The following is a 20,218-nucleotide window of genomic DNA, read 5'->3' on the forward strand; positions in this document are numbered from 1 at the left end:
TGTGGGATCTGTAAAGCGATACAAAAAAACCTATCACCCTATTCAGAGACGCTCATCACTGGCAGATCCGGCGATTCCACGAAAGCCGCGGCCCAGCAAATATTGCTCACGGGACCTGTCTCGCGAAGAAGACGGCTTGCGCATCTGCACCTTATCAAACAGCTTGCGAATGTCTTTGTGGTATTCGTCGAAGCCTTCACCCTGGAAGACCTTGATCAAAAAATCACCACCGGGCCGCAAGACACGTCCGGCAAGATCCAGTGCCAATTCGCACAAGAACATCGCCCGAGGCATGTCAACAGCTGCCAATCCACTCATATTGGGGGCCATATCCGAAATCACAAGGTCTACCTGCGTATTTCCGACAGCTTCAAGAATCTGGGCAAGTACGTGATCTTCGGTAAAGTCACCCTGGATAAAGGTCACATCAGGAATGCTGTCCATCTCCAGGATGTCCGAAGCGATCAGTCGCCCCTGACCGCCGATCAGACGGCTGGTGACCTGCGACCAGCCACCCGGGGCGGCCCCCAGGTCAATAACAGTCATGCCCGGGCGAATAATGCGGTCACGTTCCTGGATCTCCAGCAACTTGTAGCTGGCACGCGAACGATACCCGTCTTTTTGCGCCATTTTGACGTATGGGTCGTTGAAATGCTCTTTCAGCCAGTTAAGGCTAGTCTTGGAACGGGCCACGGGCCACCTCAAAAAAATAAACGGGTCGTGATTAACTGGGCGGTCCCGGACTCCCTCGGGTAAACTGGCCGCCGCTTTTTACAAGATCAGACACAGGGGTCAGATTATGCCGCTCACTCAAGAGCAGAAGAAACAGTACAAATCCATTGGCCACCATCTGAAACCAGTATTGACTGTGGCTGATAATGGTTTGACTGAGGGTGTTTTAGCCGAACTCGAACGCGCATTGGGCGATCACGAGTTGATTAAAATCAAAGTCAACATCCTGGATCGCGAATCCCGCCTGGAGGCCATTGCAGAACTGTGCAAGGCAGGCAAAGCGGAATTGGTGCAGGTTATCGGCAAAATGGCGCTTCTTTACCGCAAGAACGTCAATGTTAACAAGCAACTGTCGAACATCCATCGTTTCAAGTGATGCCGACAAGGGTCAAGGGTGCGCTTTGCGCGCCCTGACACTCTTGCCTGGCCAATAGCAAAAACTGCCCGCGCAACGCATCAGGCAGCCAGAACCAGCCATCGCAACACATCCCGCCAGCAGACTGCATCAAATAGTGCTCGCCGCTTATCGGCCACACTACGCGATACATTGATCAACAGCGACACCACAGCATACAGCCCGGCACCGCCAAAAAATTCTGTGTGCAACAAGCATCAGCCGCCAACCCGGATATCCGGGCCGGCCGCCAAAGCAGTGCGCCCGCACGAAGCGGGCGCCTTTTCTCAGATGTGACGTACTTCGACAATCTCGTACTCAATGACGCCGCCCGGTGTTTTCACCGCAACCACATCACCTTCTTCCTTGGCAATCAAGGCACGAGCAAGTGGCGAAGCTACGGAGATTTTTCCGAGTTTGAAGTCAGCCTCATCCTCACCAACGATCTGATAAGTCACGCGCTCGTCAGTTTCAACGTTCGCGATCTCGACGGTCGTGCCGAAAATCACCTTGCCGGTATGAGGAATCGCCGCCACATCAATAACCACTGCGTTCTGCAGACGGCCCTCGATATCACGGATACGCGCCTCAGACATACCCTGCAGCTCACGAGCGGCATGGTACTCAGCATTTTCCTTGAGGTCGCCCAGTTCGCGCGCCGTACCGATTTCCTTGCTCAGCTTTGGCCGAACAACCTTGGTCAGGTGTGCAAGCTCTTCTTCCAGGGCTTTATGGCCCTGGACCGTCATTGGGTATTTGATCATGCCTTCAATCCTGCGTGTAGATCCTGCAAGCTGCGTACGGTTTTTTCAGGACCGAATTTAAGCGCTTCGCAGATCGCTTCGCCAGCAGCAATAGTCGTGGTGCAGTAGATTTTGTGCTGCAGAGCGTTGCGGCGAATGGAGTAAGAGTCAGCAATCGACTGACGACCTTCGGTCGTATTGATGATCAGGCTGACTTCATCATTTTTGATCATATCGACAACGTGCGGACGACCTTCGGTCACCTTGTTCACCCGGCGCACTTTCAGACCCGCCGCCTCGATGAACTTGGCAGTGCCAACGGTCGAAACAATCTCGAAGCCCAGGCTGATCAGATCACGTGCAACACCCGCCACCAAAGGCTTGTCGTCGTCACGTACGCTGATGAACGCAGTACCGCCGGTAGGCAGAACTTCGCTGGCACCCATTTGAGCCTTGGCAAAAGCTTCACCGAAGGTATCGCCCACGCCCATCACTTCACCGGTGGACTTCATCTCAGGGCCGAGAATCGGGTCAACACCAGGGAATTTGGCGAACGGGAAGACCGCCTCTTTCACGCTGTAGAAGTTTGGAATGATTTCTTTAGTGAAACCGATTTCCTTCAGGGTTTTACCAGCCATCACCCGCGCCGCGATCATCGCCAGGGAAACACCGATGCACTTGGATACGAAAGGAACTGTACGCGAAGCACGCGGGTTCACTTCGATCACGTAGATATCTTCGCCCTGCAGAGCAAGCTGCACGTTCATCAGGCCGACAACGCCCAACTCCAGAGCCATTTTCTTGACCTGTTCACGCATCTCGTCCTGGATATGCAACGGCAGCGAGTACGGTGGCAGCGAGCATGCGGAGTCACCGGAGTGAACACCTGCCTGCTCAATGTGCTGCATGATCGCGCCGATCACTACGTCAGTTCCGTCGCAGACGGCATCAACGTCCATTTCGATTGCACAGTTCAGGAAGTGATCCAGCAGCACCGGGCTGTCGTTGGACACTTTCACCGCATCGCGCAGGTAACGCTTGAGCTCGTCTTCTTCGTAAACGATTTCCATCGCCCGGCCGCCCAACACGTAGGAAGGACGAACCACCAGCGGGTAACCGATTTTGGAGGCAGCACGAATGGCTTCGTCTTCGCTGCGCACGGTGGCGTTTGGCGGCTGACGCAGGTTCAGACGCTCAACCATTTGCTGGAAGCGCTCACGGTCTTCTGCACGGTCGATAGCATCAGGGCTGGTACCAATGATCGGCACGCCTGCTTCTTCCAGCGCACGGGCCAGTTTCAACGGGGTCTGGCCGCCGTACTGGACGATCACGCCCTTCGGCTTCTCGACACGTACGATTTCCAGCACGTCTTCCAGGGTCACGGATTCGAAGTACAGACGATCCGAGGTGTCGTAGTCAGTGGAAACAGTTTCCGGGTTGCAGTTGACCATGATGGTTTCGTAACCATCGGCACGCAACGCCAGAGCCGCGTGAACGCAGCAGTAGTCGAACTCGATACCCTGACCGATACGGTTCGGACCACCACCCAGAATCATGATCTTGTCACGATCCGAAGGGTTGGCCTCGCACTCTTCCTCATAGGTCGAGTACATGTAAGCCGTGTCGGTAGCAAACTCGGCTGCGCAGGTGTCAACGCGCTTGTAAACCGGGAACACTTCCAGCTTGTGACGATGGCGACGCAGGTTCTTCTCGGTCACACCCAGCAGTACAGCCAGACGTGCGTCGGAGAAGCCTTTGCGCTTGAGGCGATACATGGCATCGCGATCAATCGAAGACAGCGCCATGGTCTTGATCTTCTCTTCGTCCTTGATCAGATCTTCGATCTGCACCAGGAACCAAGGGTCAATCATGTTCATGCCGAAGATGTCTTCTACGGTCATGCCCGCACGGAATGCGTCAGCCACGTACCAGATACGCTCGGCACCCGGCACAGTCAGCTCGCGCTTGAGCACCGCCATGCTTTCCGGGTTGCTCAGGTCCAGCTTTGGATCAAGACCGCTGACACCCACTTCCAGACCGCGAAGGGCTTTCTGCAAGGATTCCTGGAAAGTCCGGCCAATGGCCATGACTTCACCAACCGACTTCATCTGAGTTGTCAGGCGCGCATCGGCTTTAGGGAATTTTTCGAAAGCAAAGCGCGGCAGCTTGGTCACGACGTAGTCGATGGACGGCTCGAAGGACGCCGGAGTAGCGCCACCGGTGATTTCGTTCTGCAACTCGTCCAGGGTGTAACCGATCGCCAGCTTGGCAGCGATACGCGCAATCGGGAAACCGGTGGCTTTCGAAGCCAGCGCCGAAGAACGCGAAACACGCGGGTTCATCTCGATCACAACCATACGGCCAGTGTCCGGGCAAATGCCGAACTGCACGTTGGAGCCACCGGTCTCAACGCCGATCTCACGCAGTACCGCCAGCGAGGCGTTACGCATGATCTGGTATTCCTTGTCCGTCAGGGTCTGTGCCGGAGCAACAGTGATCGAGTCACCGGTGTGCACGCCCATCGGGTCAAAGTTTTCGATCGAGCAAACGATGATGCAGTTGTCCTTTTTGTCGCGGACAACCTCCATTTCGTACTCTTTCCAGCCGATCAGGGATTCGTCGATCAGCAGCTCTTTGGTCGGCGACAGGTCCAGACCACGAGCGCAGATTTCTTCGAACTCTTCACGGTTGTAAGCGATACCGCCACCGGTGCCGCCCATGGTGAACGATGGACGGATGATGCACGGGAAGCCCAGCTTTTCGAGGACCGCATTGGCCTCTTCCATGCTGTGGGCGATACCGGAGCGCGGGCAATCCAGACCGATGGACTTCATCGCCTTGTCAAAACGCGAACGGTCTTCAGCCTTGTCGATGGTGTCGGCATTGGCGCCGATCATTTCTACGCCGAACTTCTCCAGAACGCCTTCACGCTCCAGGTCCAGTGCGCAGTTCAGAGCAGTCTGGCCGCCCATGGTCGGCAACAGAGCGTCCGGACGCTCTTTTTCGATGATCTTGGCAACAGTCTGCCACTTGATCGGCTCGATGTACGTTGCGTCGGCCATGTCCGGGTCGGTCATGATGGTGGCCGGGTTGGAGTTCACCAGGATGACGCGATAGCCTTCCTCGCGCAGAGCTTTACAAGCCTGGGCGCCGGAGTAGTCGAATTCACAGGCCTGGCCGATAACGATCGGGCCAGCGCCGAGAATCAGGATGCTTTTAATGTCTGTACGTTTTGGCATGGGTTTGTCACTCAAATCCGCAGGTCAGTCGGCAAGCCGTCGATCAAGCCTGTGAAGCACCCAAGGGGCCGCCGGAGTCCGGGGCCGGCACTGGGTACTAGCACAAGGGTATGATCAGCGGCGCTTGGCCATCTCATTGATGAAACGATCGAACAGCGGCGCTACGTCGTTCGGGCCAGGGCTGGCTTCAGGGTGACCCTGGAAGCTGAAAGCGCTCTTGTCGGTCAGCTCGATACCTTGCAAGGTGCCGTCAAACAGCGACTTGTGGATTGCGCGCACGTTGGCCGGCAAAGTCGCTTCATCAACCGCAAAACCGTGGTTCTGACTGGTGATCATCACAACGCCCGTGTCCAGATCCTGAACCGGGTGGTTCGCACCGTGGTGGCCGTGACCCATTTTCACCGTCTTGGCGCCGGACGCCAGAGCCAGCAACTGGTGTCCCAGGCAGATACCGAACACCGGAATTTCGGTTTTCAGCACTTCCTGAATAGCCGTGATTGCGTAGTTGCATGGCTCCGGATCACCCGGGCCGTTGGACAGGAACACACCATCCGGATTCAGAGCCAGTACGTCGCTGGCCGGAGTTTGTGCCGGCACAACAGTGACGCGGCAGCCACGCTCAACCAGCATGCGCAGGATGTTCCACTTTACGCCGTAGTCGTAGGCAACTACGTGATAAGGCAGCTCGGACGCTTCAATTGTCGGATGGCTATCGGTGGCCAGGTTCCAGACACTGGAGCGCCACTCGTAAGCCTTCTCGGTGCTGACAACTTTCGCCAGATCCATGCCTTTCAGGCCCGGGAAGCCGCGCGCAGCAGCAATGGCAGCTTCGTCAGAAATGTTGTCGCCGGCCATGATGCAGCCGTTCTGTGCACCTTTCTCACGCAAAATGCGGGTCAGGCGACGGGTATCGATACCTGCGATAGCGACAACATTGTTGGCTTTCAGGTAATCGGAAAGCGACATCGTGTTGCGCCAGTTGCTGGCAACCAGTGGCAGATCACGAATAACCAGACCTGCGGACCAGACACGATCAGACTCGGCATCTTCCGGCGTAGTACCGGTATTGCCAACATGCGGGTAAGTCAGGGTAACGATTTGCTGAGCGTAGGATGGATCCGTCAAGATCTCCTGGTAGCCAGTCATTGCGGTGTTAAACACCACCTCTCCAACGGTCTGACCGTCGGCTCCAATGGCTTCGCCGCGAAAAATGCTGCCATCAGCGAGGGCGAGTATGGCTTGCTTAGTCAAGAAGACCTCCCGTAAATAAAGCCTGAAAGGGCGATCGCAGGTTGTAAAAAAGCGGAGTGACGTATGGACACGTCACCCCGCTTCTTCATCGAATTATCTGCGCGCTTTTAGTGGACACACTAAAGCTGTAGCTTACAGAAAAAGGCTTTTTTGGTCTACCGCTAAAGAGCCTAAAAGGCAGAGGAATGCGACAGAACATCGCTTAGCGGTTAAAAGTCAGGCTGCCGGCGCGCCAACAGCCTGATTTTACAGAGACAACTCAACGCAGGTCGAGCACATCCTGCATGTCATACAGCCCGGGCTCACGCCCGTCGAGCCACAGCGCAGCACGAACGGCACCCTTGGCGAAGGTCATGCGGCTGGATGCCTTGTGGGTGATCTCAAGACGCTCGCCCTCGGTCGCAAACAGAACCGTATGATCCCCCACCACATCACCGCCCCGAACTGTCGCAAAACCGATGGTTTCGCGCTCGCGGGCGCCGGTGTGACCTTCGCGACCATAGACCGCCACCTGCTGCAGGTCACGCCCCAATGCACTGGCAATGACCTCACCCATGCGCATCGCGGTTCCCGAAGGCGCGTCGACCTTGTGCCGGTGATGAGCTTCGATGATTTCGATATCAGCATCTTCACCCATCACCCGTGCCGCCATATCCAGCAGCTTGAACGACAGGTTGACGCCCACACTGAAGTTGGAGGCAAAAACAATCGCAATATCCTGGCCGGCTTCAACCAGCAACTGCTTTTGTTCGGCATTCAACCCCGTAGTACCGATCACCATGGCCTTGCCCAACTGGCGACACACGGCCAGGTTGGCCAGCATTACCTCAGGCAGGGTGAAATCGATCAGTACGTCGAAATCAGCCGCGACCGCTTGCAGGTTTTCCGACAACGGCACACCGATACGCCCGATAGAGGCCAGCTCACCGGCATCCGCCCCCACCAGGGAGCTGCCCGGGCGCACGATGGCCGCTGTCAGCCCGCACACTGGTGAGCGCTGCTGCACCGCATCGACCAAGGTCTTACCCATGCGCCCAGCAGCGCCCATCACAGCCATACGTCGCATGTCCCGCTCCTTACAAATCGCCGAAGAAGCGCTTCACGCCTTCGAACCAGCCGGTTGCGTTCGGCGAATGACTACTATCGCCTTCGAGTGTCGAACGGAACTCTTCCATCAACTCACGCTGACGACGGCTCAGTTTCACCGGCGTCTCGATCACCACACGGCACATCAAGTCACCAGCGCCGCCGCCACGTACCGGAGCAACACCCTTGCCACGCAGACGGAACTGCTTGCCGGTTTGCGTGCCTTCCGGAATCTTCAGCTTGACCCGGCCATCCAGGGTCGGCACTTCAATCTCGGCACCCAGCGAAGCATCGGCAAAGTTGATCGGTACTTCACAGAACAGATGCTTGCCGTCGCGCTGGAAGATCGCGTGCTCACGCACCTCGATCACCACGTACAGATCGCCGGTCGGCCCGCCCTGCACACCCGCCTCGCCTTCGCCCGAAAGACGAATCCGGTCGCCCGTATCTACGCCCGCAGGCACTTTTACGGAAAGGGTTTTGTATTCTTCTACGCGGCCTTCGCCACGGCAGCTGTCGCACGGATCAGAAATGATCTTGCCCTGACCGTGGCAACGCGGACAGGTCTGCTGCACAGCAAAAAAGCCCTGCTGCATGCGCACCTGGCCAATACCGCCACAGGTCGTACAGGTAACCGGCGAAGAACCTTTCTTGGCACCCGAACCATCGCATGGTTTGCAGTTGACCAGCGTCGGCACACGAATATTGACCGTGGTACCGCGTACGGCCTCTTCCAGATCCAGCTCCAGCGTGTAGCGCAAATCGCTGCCCCGCTGAGCGCCGCCCCGGGAGCCACCGCGACCACCGCCGAAGAAATCACTGAACACATCGCCGAAAATATCGGAGAAGTTCTGCCCGCCAAAACCGGCACCGCCACCACCCATTTGCGGATCAACACCGGCATGGCCGTATTGATCATAGGCGGCACGCTTACTGGAGTCCGACAGAACTTCGTAAGCCTCGTTGGCTTCCTTGAACAACTCTTCGGAAGCCTTGTCATCCGGATTGCGATCCGGGTGATGCTTCATTGCGAGGCGACGATATGCCTTCTTCAACTCCACTTCAGTGGTAGTACGTTCAACACCCAATATTTCGTAATAATCGCGCTTTGCCATAATTCTTTGCACTCTCAAGGACGTTCGGCAAAACCCTCCCGAGCCTCACCAAACCCGCCGGACCCCAGTAAAGACCAAGCCCGACTCACGTCTTTTTCAACGATATTGGTTTCTGATTAACAGCCAATGCATCGGCCAACAGGAGCGGTTACAGCCAAGCGGAAACAAAAAAGATCCGGACCCAACCGCAAGCATTCGACCATGTCGCATGCTGTAAAAATTCCTCTACTCCAGACACGCCAACGCGGGAGCAAGCTCCCGCGCGGCGACATCCTACCAGTCACCGCTAATGCACGGTCAACCGGCCGACCAACAAGCTAATTACTTGTTGTCTTTTACTTCTTCGAACTCGGCGTCGACAACGTCGTCAGCCTTGGCTTCTTCAGCAGGCTTGGCCGCTGCGTCTGCCGGGTTCGCTTGCTCGGCGTACATTTTCTGTGCGACCGGAGCAGACACCTTGGACAGCTCTTCAACCTTGGCTTCGATAGCAGCCTTGTCATCGCCTTTAACAGCGGCTTCAAGTGCAACTACTGCAGCTTCGATTGCAACTTTCTCTTCTGCGGTCACTTTATCGCCAGCATCAGCGATCATTTTACGAGTCGAGTGAACCAGTGCGTCGCCCTGGTTACGTGCAGCTGCCAGCTCTTCGAACTTGCGGTCTTCTTCAGCGTTGACTTCAGCGTCACGAACCATCTGAGCAATTTCTTCCTCGGACAGACCCGAGTTAGCCTTGATCACGATGGACTGAGACTTGCCAGTCGCCTTGTCTTTTGCACTTACGTGCAGGATGCCGTTGGCATCGATGTCGAAGGTCACTTCGATCTGAGGCACGCCACGTGGAGCTGGTGGAATGTCAGCCAGGTCGAACTTGCCCAACGACTTGTTCTGAGCGGCTTGCTTGCGCTCGCCTTGCAGCACGTGAATGGTCACTGCGCCCTGGTTATCGTCAGCAGTCGAGAACACTTGCGATTTCTTGGTAGGAATCGTGGTGTTTTTCTCGATCAGGGCAGTCATTACGCCACCCATGGTTTCGATACCCAAAGTCAGCGGGCTCACGTCCAGCAACAGAACGTCTTTCACATCACCGGCCAATACTGCGCCCTGGATAGCAGCACCCATTGCAACAGCTTCGTCCGGGTTCACGTCTTTACGTGCTTCCTTGCCGAAGAACTCGGTTACCAGCTTCTGTACCAGCGGCATGCGAGTCTGACCACCGACCAGGATCACGTCGTTGATCGCGCCAACGTCGATACCGGCGTCTTTCAGTGCAGTGCGGCAAGGCTCGATGGTGCGCTGAACCAGGTCTTCAACCAGCGATTCCAGCTTGGCGCGGGAAATCTTCACGTTCAAGTGCTTAGGACCGGTGGCATCTGCAGTGATGTACGGCAGATTCACGTCGGTCGACTGGCTCGAAGACAGTTCGATCTTGGCTTTTTCAGCAGCTTCTTTCAGACGCTGCATCGCCAGCGGGTCACCTTTGAGGTTCATGCCGCTTTCTTTCTTGAACTCGTCAACCAGGTAGTCGATCAGACGGATGTCAAAGTCTTCACCACCCAGGAACGTGTCACCGTTGGTCGCCAGCACTTCAAACTGGTGCTCGCCATCCACTTCGGCAATTTCAATTACCGACACGTCGAAAGTACCGCCACCCAGGTCATAAACGATGACAGTGTGGTCGCCTTTCGCTTTGTCCATACCGTAAGCCAGAGCAGCAGCGGTTGGTTCGTTGATGATGCGTTTTACGTCCAGACCCGCGATACGGCCGGCGTCTTTGGTCGCCTGACGCTGGCTGTCGTTGAAGTAGGCCGGAACGGTGATAACCGCTTCAGTCACTGGCTCGCCGAGGTAGTCTTCGGCGGTTTTCTTCATTTTCTTCAGAATTTCAGCCGAGATTTGTGGCGGAGCCATTTTCTGGCCGTTCACTTCAACCCAAGCGTCGCCGTTGTCAGCCTTGGCGATCTTGTACGGAACCATCTGAATGTCTTTCTGCACAACTTCTTCGTCAAAACGACGACCGATCAGACGCTTCACCGCGTACAGGGTGTTATGCGGATTGGTCACTGCCTGACGCTTGGCCGACTGGCCAACCAGAATTTCGCCATCGTTGGCATACGCAACGATCGACGGCGTGGTACGCGCGCCTTCAGCGTTTTCGATAACTTTTGCTTTACCGTTTTCCAGAACCGAAACACACGAGTTGGTGGTCCCGAGGTCAATACCGATAATTCTGCCCATGTTAACTCTCCCTAAATTTGAATTTTTTTGCCGCAGCAGTAATGACCAACTGCGGCATTACTTAACGCTTGACTTCTAAATGGGGGCCTTGCGGCCGATTTCAAGCCTGCTCGTCAATCGATGGCGAAACCGGCGCTGGAGCCTTGCTGACTACGACCATAGCCGGGCGCAGCAAGCGACCATTGAGCTGATAACCTTTTTGAAACACCTTGAGCACACTGTTTGGCTCCAGGTCAGCGCTTTCCTGCATTGCCATCGCCTGGTGATGCTCGGCATTGAAGGGCTCGCCGTGTGGATCGATAGCTTCCAGGTGATAACGCTTCAGGGTGTCCTGGAACATTTTCAGGGTCAGCTCGATCCCTTCACGCATTGGACGAATGCTTTCGTCGTCCGGGTTCGACAGCTCAAGGCCGCGTTCCAGACTGTCGATTACCGGCAACAGGTCGCCAGCAAATTTTTCCAGTGCAAATTTGTGTGCTTTTTCAACGTCCTGTTCTGCACGGCGGCGAACGTTCTGTAGATCGGCAGCTACGCGCAAAGCCTGATCATTAGCGGCCGCCAGCTGCTCTTCAAGCACTTGCACGCGGGATACCAGATCTTCGCTTCCTGCATCAGCAGCCTGATTAGCGTCTTGATTCTGCGTATCCATAGTCTGTTCGTCTGCCATAGATTTCTCCTTTCAAACTTTGTCCGCGAGCTCGACTCGCGCTTCTGCCAAGGTATATGGGGTCGCAATTTTCAGGTTCAAGAGCCAAAAAGCAGTAAGTGTGGTCTTTCCCCTCGAGCAAAAGCCCCGGCTGGACAATCGAAACGACCTAAAAAAGCAAAACGACCAAGCAAATCGAACTAAACGAAGGCATTGTCAGCACGAAACAAAACACTGTATAAATAACCAGACATTACGTTTTGGAGCAGCTCCTATGCTGGTGCACCTGTCCGTACATAACTACGCCATCGTTGAACATCTCGATCTTGAACTGGATCGCGGGATGAGTGTAATCACTGGCGAGACCGGTGCCGGTAAATCGATCATGCTCGATGCGCTCGGCCTTACCCTGGGTGACCGCGCCGACAGTGGCGTAGTTCGCCCCGGGGCCGAAAAGGCAGACATCCTGGCCACCTTCGACCTGCAGGATATCCCCGAAGCCCGGGCATGGCTTGCCGCACGCGATCTCGAGGCTGAAGGCCCGTGCATCCTGCGCCGAGTGATCACGGCCGAAGGACGCTCACGCGGCTACATCAATGGCACACCCTGCCCTCAAGGCGACCTGAAAGCCCTGGGCGAGTTGTTGATCGATATCCACAGCCAGCACGAACACCAGTCGCTGCTCAAACCCGACACCCATCGCCGCTTGCTGGACGAGTATGCGGGTGCCACCGATCTGGCCCGCCAGGTCCATCTGGCAGCACAACGCTGGCGCCAGACCCGCCAGGAACTCGAGCACCTGTCCAACTCGGGTGACGAGCAGCGCGCACGCCACCAACTGCTGAGCTACCAGCTCGAAGAACTCGAAACCCTCTCGCTGGGCGAAAACGAACTGGAAGAGCTGGAGCAGGAACACAAGAACCTGACCAACGCCGAAACCCTGCTGACTATCTGCCGTCAGGTGGTTGAACAGTGCAGCGAAAACGATTCCGGCAACGTACTCAACGCGCTGACCGTGAGCCTGAATCGCCTGTCGAGCATCAACAACAACTCCGGCTCGCTGAGCGAAGCAACCGACCTGCTGGCCAGCGCACAAATTCAAGTCGAAGAGGCCGTGGGCGAACTTAACCGTTTCCTCGATCATTTTGATGCTGACCCGGGCCGCCTGCAGTACCTCGAAGAGCGACTGGACACCATCTACACCCTGGCACGCAAACACCGCGTCCAGCCAAATGACGTTGCCGCCCTGCAGCAACGGCTACTGGAAGAGATCGAAACCCTCAACGCCAACGATGAGTCCATTGAACGCCTGAACAATGAACTGACCGCGTACACCCGCCACTATCAGGAGTGCGCACGCGAACTCAGCGGTTTGCGTGCCCATGCGGCAACACAGCTGAGCAGTGCAGTAGAAGAAGAAATCCAGCGCCTGGGCATGCCTGGCGGCCGCTTCGTCATCGAGTTACGCCCACAAAACAGCACCGACCCGATGCCCCACGGTCTGGAGCAAGTTGAACTGCTGGTCAGCGCCAACCCCGGCCAGCCTCTTAAAGCCCTGGCCAAGGTGGCCTCTGGCGGCGAACTGTCACGCATCAGCCTGGCCATCCAGGTCATCACCGCACAAACCTCACGCGTACCCACCCTGGTATTCGACGAAGTCGACGTGGGCATCGGCGGTCCAACTGCTGAAATCGTTGGCCAGTTGCTGCGCAGGCTTGGCGAGCGCGGCCAGGTGCTGACGGTCACCCACCTGCCGCAAGTGGCAGCGCAATGCCACCAGCACCTTTTCGTACACAAGGTTCGCGAGAGCGAAACCACACGCACCGCCGTGTCCAAACTCAGTCAAAAAGAGCGAGTAGAAGAAGTCGCGCGCATGCTCGGCGGTATCGATCTGACCAAAGAATCATTGGCTCACGCCAAGAAAATGGTGGTCACAGCAAAAAACCTGGCAGCTTAACGACGAACGGTCAACAAATACCAAGATTCAGACAGCACGAAGGCGACCCTGGGGTCGCCTTCGTTGGTTTCGCGAACCGGGGTTCGCGCGACATGCTTATTTAGTTTTCTTGCGTACGTACAGCACCAGATTGTGATCTACCAGCTCGACGCCATGTTTGGCGGCGATGGCATGTTGCAGTTTTTCGATGTCTTCGTCGAAAAACTCGATCACTTCACCACTGTCCACGTTGACCATGTGGTCGTGGTGTCCGCCGTCGGCATCGGCCAATTCAAAGACCGCATGACCGCCATCAAAATTATGGCGAATCACCAGCCCTGCGGACTCAAACTGCGTCAGTACACGGTAGACCGTGGCCAGACCGACGTCTTCGCCAGCTTGCATCAATGCCTTGTAAACATCCTCGGCACTCATGTGACGCTGCTCGGCAGAGTCAAGCATTTGTAGAATCTTGACTCGTGGCAGAGTCACCTTAAGTCCGGCCTTACGTAGTTCGCTATTTTCAACCATGGTTAGCTTTCTCGCGGAAGCGCTTCGCAGCTTCTCTTAATACGGGTATGATCGGCGTTTACGTTGTCCCAGCCAAGATAGTGGAAGTCGCCCACCGATGCAAAACACCAAGCTCTTGCTAACCAGTTTCACCTTTGTGGGACTGCTCGCACTCGCCGGTTGTTCATTCCCCGGGGTTTACAAAATCGACATCCAGCAGGGCAATGTCGTCACGCAGGACATGATAAACCAGTTACGCCCGGGAATGACCCGCCGGCAAGTGCGGTTTATCATGGGCAACGCCCTGCTGACCGATACATTCCATCCGGATCGTTGGGATTATTTGTATAGCCTGCAACCCGGTGGCGGTGAACGCCAACAAGAACGCGTGAGCGTGTTCTTCAACGAAAACGACCAGCTCATCAGCTTGTCAGGCGATTTCAAGCCTGGCGTGAGCCGCGACGAGGCAATTCTCGGCAAAGACACTGCCCCGGGTGAAACCACCCCGCCAGTGCCTGAGACTGCCCCGAGCGAGAATAGCGATGAGCCACCTAAACCTGGCTCGCTGCTCGATCAGATCCAGAAAGACGTCGATGGAGTCAAAGCGGTACCTGTACCGACTCCAGCGCCTCTGGATACAACCGAACAATAAAGGTTCGGCACAAAAAAGCCCGGCATGCCGGGCTTTTTGTTGTCTGTCTAAAGTGCTTACAGCTGGCTCAGGCGCTTGGCTTCAGCCGCTTTGGCTGCACGCTGACGCCGGATTTCTTTAGGGTCGGCCAGCAAAGGACGATAAATTTCAACCCGATCACCGGCCTGCAATACATGGCTGTCTGGCGCTGCGACCTGCTTGCCGAAAATCCCCACAGGGCAATTCAGCAGATCCAGCTCCGCAAACTCGCTATCCATACCCGACGCCAGCACCGCCGCCCGTACAGTAGTGCCTTGCGGCACCGCCAAAACCAGCAAGCGCTGACGATCGACAGCCGCGTAGACAACCTCAACATCAATCATCAGAGTCAGCCATACAACTGCTTGGCGCGCTGGCAAAACGCATCTACCAGCGTATTGGCGGCCTGATTGAACAACGGCCCCAAGGTCGCCTTCACAATCGCCCCGGCGTAATCAAACGTCATATCCAGACTGATCTTGCAGGCTTTCTCGCCCAATGGCTTGAACACCCAGAGGCCGTGCAACTTGGTGAATGGCCCCTCTTCCAGATTCATCTCAATGGATTGCCCCGGCACCAGCGTGTTACGCGTCACAAAGTGCTGGCTCAAACCGCCCTTGGCCACACCCAGGCTGGCGCGCATCAGCACCTCGGTGCTTTCAAGAATTTCGGCCGATGAACACCACGGCAAGAACTCCGGATAACTCGCAACATCGTTAACCAGGTCATAAAGAGCCTGCGCCGGATAAGGCAGCAAGGCGGAGCGTTGGATATGGGTAGTCATGTCAGCGTTACTTCCACAGCTGGGCGGCAAACACAATCAGAATGCCGAGTGGCGCCACATAGCGCATCAAGAAAAGAGTCAGGGTGAACATCGCCGGGCTGCGCATCGACAACTCGTCGCGTACCGCGCCACGCCCCATGATCCAGCCTGCAAAGACCACAAAGCACAGCCCGCCTAAAGGCAGCATGATACGCGAGGTGAAGAAATCAACGACACCAAAGAAGTCCAGACCGCTGGCAGCCCCCCATTGGTACAGGTGAAAACCTGATTCTTCGCTCACGAAAAACTTGGCCTGCTTCCAGATATTGAACGAAAACACCGTACCCAGACCGACGAACCAGCAGGTAAAGGCCAGCCAGAACGTGACCCAAAGGCGCCTGACCCGGGTCCGCTCAACGAGGTAAGCCACCATCGGCTCCAGCAGTGAGATAGCCGAACTCCAGGCTGCAACGGCCACCAGAACAAAGAACACCACCCCCATCAACTGACCGAACGCTACGTTGCCAAAGGCAAACGGCAAGGTCACAAACATCAGCCCTGGGCCTTCGCTCGGGTTCAAACCCGAAGCGAATACAATTGGAAACAATGCCAGTCCGGCCAGCAATGAGACAAAGGTATCGATCAGCGCCACACCGACAACCGTCCCGGAAATCGATGCGTTTTTCGGCATATATGCACCGTAGATCATGATAGAACCCACGCCCACACTGAGCGAAAAGAACGCATGTCCCATCGCCGCCAGCAAGCCGTCGAGCACCCGGTCGGGGTTGAAGTCGAACATGAAATGCACGCCCTCCATGAAGTGCCCCGTGGTCATGCTGTAACCCAGCAGCACCAGCAACAGTACAAACAGAATAGGCATCATGATCCGCAAACTGCGCTCAAGACCCGCTACCACACCCCTGGCGATCACAAACGCTGACAGAAGCATGAACGCTGTATGCCAGAACGTAAGGCGCCATGGGTCGGCTATCACGCCACCGAAGTAAGCACCCACCTGATCAGCCGTCGCGCCCTGAAAGTCGCCCTTGCCCATATTGATGATGTAATCCAGCGACCAGCCGCCGACCACACTATAAAAAGACAGGATCAGCAGTGCCGTGATCATCCCGGCAAAAGCCCCCCAGGACCAACGCCCGGAATGCCCGGCCTCCACCGCCAATACCTTCAAGGCATTTGCCGGACTCAGTCGCGCCCGCCGACCGATCAGGGTTTCAGCCAGCATCACCGGCACACCAATCAGCGCGATACAGGCCAGAAACACCAATACAAAAGCACCGCCACCGTAGACGCCCACCATGTAAGGGAATTTCCAGATACTGCCCAGACCCACGGCAGAACCGGTCGCAGCGAAAATAAAGACCCAACGGCTTGCCCAACTGCCGTGGACAGAAACCTTGTCTGTCGACATCGTTACTACGCCCAACCACTAAAAAAAGAGGGCGCATTGTCCGGGAATCACCCTACGCGCTCAAGCACGCAGTCCTGCACGCACAAACTCGCAGGTTGGCCGTAGCCGACACGCTAGCAACTGCCTATAATGCCGGCCCTATGGCTAAACAGAAGAAACACCCCACAGGGACCATCGCGCAGAATAAAAAAGCGCGACACGATTACTTCATCGAACATCGGTTCGAGGCTGGTCTGGTCCTGGCCGGCTGGGAAGTAAAAAGTCTGCGTGCAGGCAAGGCACAGCTGGTCGACAGCTATGTGCTACTCAAGGACGGTGAAGCCTGGCTGCTTGGCAGCCATATTGCCCCCCTGACGACAGCCAGCACCCACGTTATTGCCGACCCGACGCGCAGCCGCAAACTGCTGCTTAACCAGCGCGAGCTGGAAAAGCTGTTTGCCGCGGTGCAGCAGAAGGGTTACGCCTGCGTCTGCCTCTCGCTTTACTGGAGCAAGCACTTGATCAAGTGCGAAATTGCCCTGGGTAAAGGCAAGAAGGAATACGACAAGCGTCATACCGAGCGTGAGCGCGACTCCGATCGCGAGCTGCAGCGTGCAGTGCGCAACAAGGGCAAGGAAGACTAAACCTCCCTGCCCCTATCATCTGCAGGAGCGAGCTTGCCTCGCCCCTGCAGGTTTGGCCCCTTACAACCCGTTACGCCGCTCAGCCCGCGCCATGCGCTGAACTTCCTGACGCACTTCTTCCAGCACTTCCTGCACGTACACCAGGTGCCGGCTCGCCACTTCCCGGGCATCCTCTGCACGCCCCTCGATAATCGCCAGATACAACTCGCGATGCTGACTGATCAGCATGTCGCGCGTTTCACTGCGCTGCTTGTACATACCCCCGATGTTGGTCACCACGTTGCGCTTGAGCAGGTCGAACAAGCCCCGAATGGTGTGCAGCAACACTGCGTTATGACTGGCTTCGGCGATAGCCAGATGGAAGTTGGCATCCGCCTCGCCCTCCTCGGCGCGGCTCACCTCATCGACCCGTGCATAACAATCCTGCAACTGCTCAAAGGCCAGGCGCAGACGCTCGCGATCCATCTCGGTGGCGCGCGATGCCGCGTAAAAGGCACATGAAGCCTCAAGGGTATGGCGAAACTCCAGTAAATCGCGCTGCGCTTCGGGATTGCTCTCCAGCAATTGCAACAACGGATCACTAAAGGTCGAACCCAGCGCAGTCGCCACATAATTGCCGCCGCCCTGGCGACTGACCAGCAAACCTTTGGCCGACAGCTTTTGAATGGCCTCGCGCAACGACGGGCGCGACACACCAAACTGCTCCGCCAGCGCACGCTCAGCCGGCAAGCGCTCGCCTGACTTCAACGTTCCCTCAAGGATCATGCCCTCAAGCTGCTCGACAATATCGTCCGACAAACGGCGCTGACGAATTTGATCAAACCCCATAACTGCTCTCCACCCTCCCGACCGAGCGCCGGGGGCCGCTATTCTCGCCGATTGGCGCAATCCGCACACTCATCAGAAGCGCCGCTCCGGCCCCCATCAGATGCACTGAACACGAACATCCCGACAAAAGATTTAAGAGCGGCAAATTGACACATACCGCATAAGGCTTTTACCCTAGCCGGTAGCGGTTGTAAATTGGTAATACCAATTATCCAAGCACGCTCGACCAATAACAATTAGGGGCCACCCCATATGCAAACCTGGCAACAGCTCTATAGCCCGCTCGGCAGCCTCGGCCTGTCCGCTCTCGCGGCTGTCATTCCGATCGTGTTTTTCTTCCTGGCTCTGGCCGTGTTCCGTCTCAAAGGACACGTCGCCGGGAGCATTACCCTTGCCCTGTCCATTGTGGTGGCCATCTTTGCCTTCCAGATGCCTGTCGACATGGCCTTCGCAGCTGCCGGCTATGGATTTGCCTATGGCCTCTGGCCAATTGCCTGGATCATCGTTGCCGCGGTGTTCCTCTACAAACTGACGGTTAAAAGTGGTCAGTTCGAAATCATCCGCAGTTCGGTACTGTCGATCACCGATGACCAGCGCCTGCAAGTGCTGCTGATTGGCTTCTGCTTCGGTGCCTTCCTCGAAGGTGCAGCCGGTTTCGGCGCGCCGGTAGCCATTACTGCCGCACTGCTCGTAGGCCTGGGCTTCAACCCGCTGTACGCGGCGGGCCTGTGCCTGATTGCCAACACCGCCCCCGTAGCGTTCGGCGCACTGGGCATTCCGATCATCGTGGCGGGCCAGGTGACGGGCATCGACTCGTTCAAGATCGGCGCCATGGCTGGCCGTCAGTTGCCATTGCTGTCGCTGTTCGTACCCTTCTGGCTGGTATTCATGATGGACGGCCTGCGCGGCGTACGTGAAACCTGGCCGGCAGCCCTGGTGGCCGGCTTGAGCTTCGCCGTCACCCAGTACTTCACCTCGAACTTCATTGGCCCTGAGCTGCCGGACATTACCTCGGCCCTCGCCAGCCTGGTCAGCCTGACCTTGTTCCTGAAAGTCTGGCAGCCAAAACGGACTGCAGGCGCACAGATAGCAGGCGTTTCCTCTGACGTAATCGTGACAGCCAGCGCAGGAGGTTTCGGCAAACCGAGCAACCTCATGGCTTCGCCTTACAGCCTGATGCAGATTCTCAAAGCCTGGTCGCCGTTCCTGATCCTCACCGTTCTGGTCACCATCTGGACCCTCAAACCGTTCAAGGCCCTGTTCTCCCCGGGCGGCGAGATGTATGGCTGGGTGTTCAACTTCGCCATTCCGCACCTTGATCAACTAGTGATCAAAACCGCACCCATCGTAAACGCACCGACCGCCATTGCTGCCGTGTTCAAACTGGACCCGATTTCAGCAACCGGCACAGCGATTTTCTTCTCTGCATTGATCTCGATGCTGATCCTGAAAATTGACATCAAGACTGGTCTTACCACTTTCAAAGAGACCCTCTACGAACTGCGCTGGCCGATCCTGTCCATCGGCATGGTGCTGGCCTTTGCCTTCGTCACCAACTACTCGGGCATGTCTTCCACCATGGCTCTGGTGCTGGCCGGGACTGGCGCGGCGTTCCCGTTCTTCTCGCCGTTCCTCGGCTGGCTGGGCGTATTCCTGACCGGTTCCGACACCTCCTCGAACGCGCTGTTCAGCTCGCTGCAAGCCACCACCGCGCACCAGATCGGCGTCAGCGACGTGTTGATGGTTGCGGCCAATACCAGCGGCGGCGTGACCGGCAAAATGATTTCCCCGCAATCAATCGCCGTAGCCTGTGCGGCCACCGGCCTGGTAGGCAAAGAGTCAGACCTGTTCCGCTTCACCCTCAAGCACAGCCTGTTCTTCGCCACCATCGTTGGCCTGATCACACTGGCGCAGGCCTACTGGTTCACCGGCATGCTGGTGCACTAATAAGACTATGGTTACTGCACGATAAAAGGCGCCGGCCTGCACGCCGGCGTCATTCATTCCAAACCCGG

18 protein-coding genes are annotated in these 20,218 nt (G+C 56.6%); 5 read left to right on the forward strand and 13 right to left on the reverse strand.

Annotation, left to right across the window (positions count from 1 at the left end; translation table 11 throughout):
- Positions 1-42 precede the first annotated feature (42 nt).
- Positions 43-693 (reverse strand): 23S rRNA (uridine(2552)-2'-O)-methyltransferase RlmE, encoded by a 651-nt coding sequence (gene rlmE, locus EQV90_RS19495; protein ID WP_003439598.1) that lies wholly within the window; start codon positions 691-693, stop codon positions 43-45.
- 106 nt (positions 694-799) lie between these two features.
- On the opposite strand from rlmE, the gene yhbY reads away from it, so the two are divergent.
- Entirely contained in the window at positions 800-1,108 is a 309-nt protein-coding gene (gene yhbY / locus EQV90_RS19500) for a ribosome assembly RNA-binding protein YhbY (protein ID WP_003439595.1), read from the forward strand.
- Between the two features lie 305 nt (positions 1,109-1,413).
- Here yhbY and greA read toward each other — a convergent pair whose 3' ends face one another.
- The 7 genes from greA to grpE form a co-directional block, all read right to left on the reverse strand.
- Entirely contained in the window at positions 1,414-1,890 is a 477-nt protein-coding gene (gene greA, locus EQV90_RS19505) for a transcription elongation factor GreA (RefSeq protein ID WP_240878559.1), read from the reverse strand.
- Positions 1,887-5,108 carry a carbamoyl-phosphate synthase large subunit gene (carB, locus tag EQV90_RS19510; protein WP_003439590.1) on the reverse strand — a complete coding sequence of 1,074 codons (3,222 nt, stop codon included), beginning with the start codon at positions 5,106-5,108 and terminating at the stop codon, positions 1,887-1,889. The genes greA and carB overlap by 4 nt, the downstream gene beginning before the upstream one ends.
- 114 nt (positions 5,109-5,222) lie before the next feature.
- Entirely contained in the window at positions 5,223-6,359 is a 1,137-nt protein-coding gene (gene carA / locus EQV90_RS19515; protein WP_240878560.1) for a glutamine-hydrolyzing carbamoyl-phosphate synthase small subunit, read from the reverse strand.
- 259 nt (positions 6,360-6,618) lie between these two features.
- The gene (gene dapB, locus EQV90_RS19520) at positions 6,619-7,425 is read right to left on the reverse strand and encodes a 4-hydroxy-tetrahydrodipicolinate reductase (protein WP_003439585.1); all 807 of its coding nucleotides are present in this window, start codon (positions 7,423-7,425) and stop codon (positions 6,619-6,621) included.
- A 10-nt stretch (positions 7,426-7,435) separates the two neighbouring features.
- Positions 7,436-8,560 carry a molecular chaperone DnaJ gene (gene dnaJ / locus EQV90_RS19525; RefSeq protein WP_003439584.1) on the reverse strand — a complete coding sequence of 375 codons (1,125 nt, stop codon included), beginning with the start codon at positions 8,558-8,560 and terminating at the stop codon, positions 7,436-7,438.
- A 321-nt stretch (positions 8,561-8,881) separates the two neighbouring features.
- Positions 8,882-10,795, reverse strand: coding sequence for a molecular chaperone DnaK (gene dnaK, locus EQV90_RS19530; protein ID WP_003439583.1), 1,914 nt, complete (start codon positions 10,793-10,795; stop codon positions 8,882-8,884).
- 100 nt (positions 10,796-10,895) lie between these two features.
- Positions 10,896-11,462, reverse strand: a complete 567-nt coding sequence (gene grpE, locus EQV90_RS19535) for a nucleotide exchange factor GrpE (protein WP_003439582.1) — start codon at positions 11,460-11,462, stop codon at positions 10,896-10,898.
- A 253-nt stretch (positions 11,463-11,715) separates the two neighbouring features.
- On the opposite strand from grpE, the gene recN reads away from it, so the two are divergent.
- Positions 11,716-13,398: a DNA repair protein RecN gene (gene recN, locus EQV90_RS19540; RefSeq protein ID WP_003439581.1), complete on the forward strand. Its 1,683-nt coding sequence runs from the start codon at positions 11,716-11,718 to the stop codon at positions 13,396-13,398.
- A 96-nt stretch (positions 13,399-13,494) separates the two neighbouring features.
- On the opposite strand, the gene fur is transcribed toward recN, so the two are convergent.
- The gene (gene fur / locus EQV90_RS19545; protein ID WP_003439580.1) at positions 13,495-13,908 is read right to left on the reverse strand and encodes a ferric iron uptake transcriptional regulator; all 414 of its coding nucleotides are present in this window, start codon (positions 13,906-13,908) and stop codon (positions 13,495-13,497) included.
- A 97-nt stretch (positions 13,909-14,005) separates the two neighbouring features.
- On the opposite strand from fur, the gene EQV90_RS19550 reads away from it, so the two are divergent.
- Positions 14,006-14,539: an outer membrane protein assembly factor BamE gene (locus tag EQV90_RS19550; protein WP_010656958.1), complete on the forward strand. Its 534-nt coding sequence runs from the start codon at positions 14,006-14,008 to the stop codon at positions 14,537-14,539.
- Positions 14,540-14,595: 56 nt separating this feature from the next.
- On the opposite strand, the gene EQV90_RS19555 is transcribed toward EQV90_RS19550, so the two are convergent.
- Genes EQV90_RS19555 through EQV90_RS19565 form a run of 3 tightly spaced genes read right to left on the reverse strand, consistent with a single transcriptional unit; the run spans position 14,596 to position 16,752 of the window.
- Positions 14,596-14,901 (reverse strand): RnfH family protein, encoded by a 306-nt coding sequence (locus EQV90_RS19555; protein ID WP_003439578.1) that lies wholly within the window; start codon positions 14,899-14,901, stop codon positions 14,596-14,598.
- A gap of 5 nt (positions 14,902-14,906) precedes the next feature.
- A complete protein-coding gene (locus EQV90_RS19560; RefSeq protein WP_003439577.1) occupies positions 14,907-15,341 on the reverse strand; it encodes a type II toxin-antitoxin system RatA family toxin in 435 nt (144 codons plus the stop codon).
- A 7-nt stretch (positions 15,342-15,348) separates the two neighbouring features.
- A complete protein-coding gene (locus EQV90_RS19565; protein WP_003439573.1) occupies positions 15,349-16,752 on the reverse strand; it encodes a sodium-dependent transporter in 1,404 nt (467 codons plus the stop codon).
- 140 nt (positions 16,753-16,892) lie between these two features.
- Between EQV90_RS19565 and smpB the strand changes: the two genes are divergently transcribed.
- Complete coding sequence (gene smpB / locus EQV90_RS19570; RefSeq protein WP_003439570.1) at positions 16,893-17,375, forward strand: SsrA-binding protein SmpB; 483 nt, start codon at positions 16,893-16,895, stop codon at positions 17,373-17,375.
- 60 nt (positions 17,376-17,435) lie between these two features.
- Here smpB and EQV90_RS19575 read toward each other — a convergent pair whose 3' ends face one another.
- Positions 17,436-18,203, reverse strand: coding sequence for a GntR family transcriptional regulator (locus EQV90_RS19575; protein WP_003439567.1), 768 nt, complete (start codon positions 18,201-18,203; stop codon positions 17,436-17,438).
- A 252-nt stretch (positions 18,204-18,455) separates the two neighbouring features.
- Here EQV90_RS19575 and EQV90_RS19580 point away from each other — a divergent pair, with 252 nt between their 5' ends.
- The gene (locus EQV90_RS19580; protein WP_010656956.1) at positions 18,456-20,150 is read left to right on the forward strand and encodes a lactate permease LctP family transporter; all 1,695 of its coding nucleotides are present in this window, start codon (positions 18,456-18,458) and stop codon (positions 20,148-20,150) included.
- Positions 20,151-20,218: the final 68 nt, after the last annotated feature.

It is taken from the genome of Pseudomonas sp. TMW22089 (assembly GCF_022496645.1).
Taxonomy (GTDB): Bacteria; Pseudomonadota; Gammaproteobacteria; order Pseudomonadales; family Pseudomonadaceae; genus Aquipseudomonas; species Aquipseudomonas paraversuta.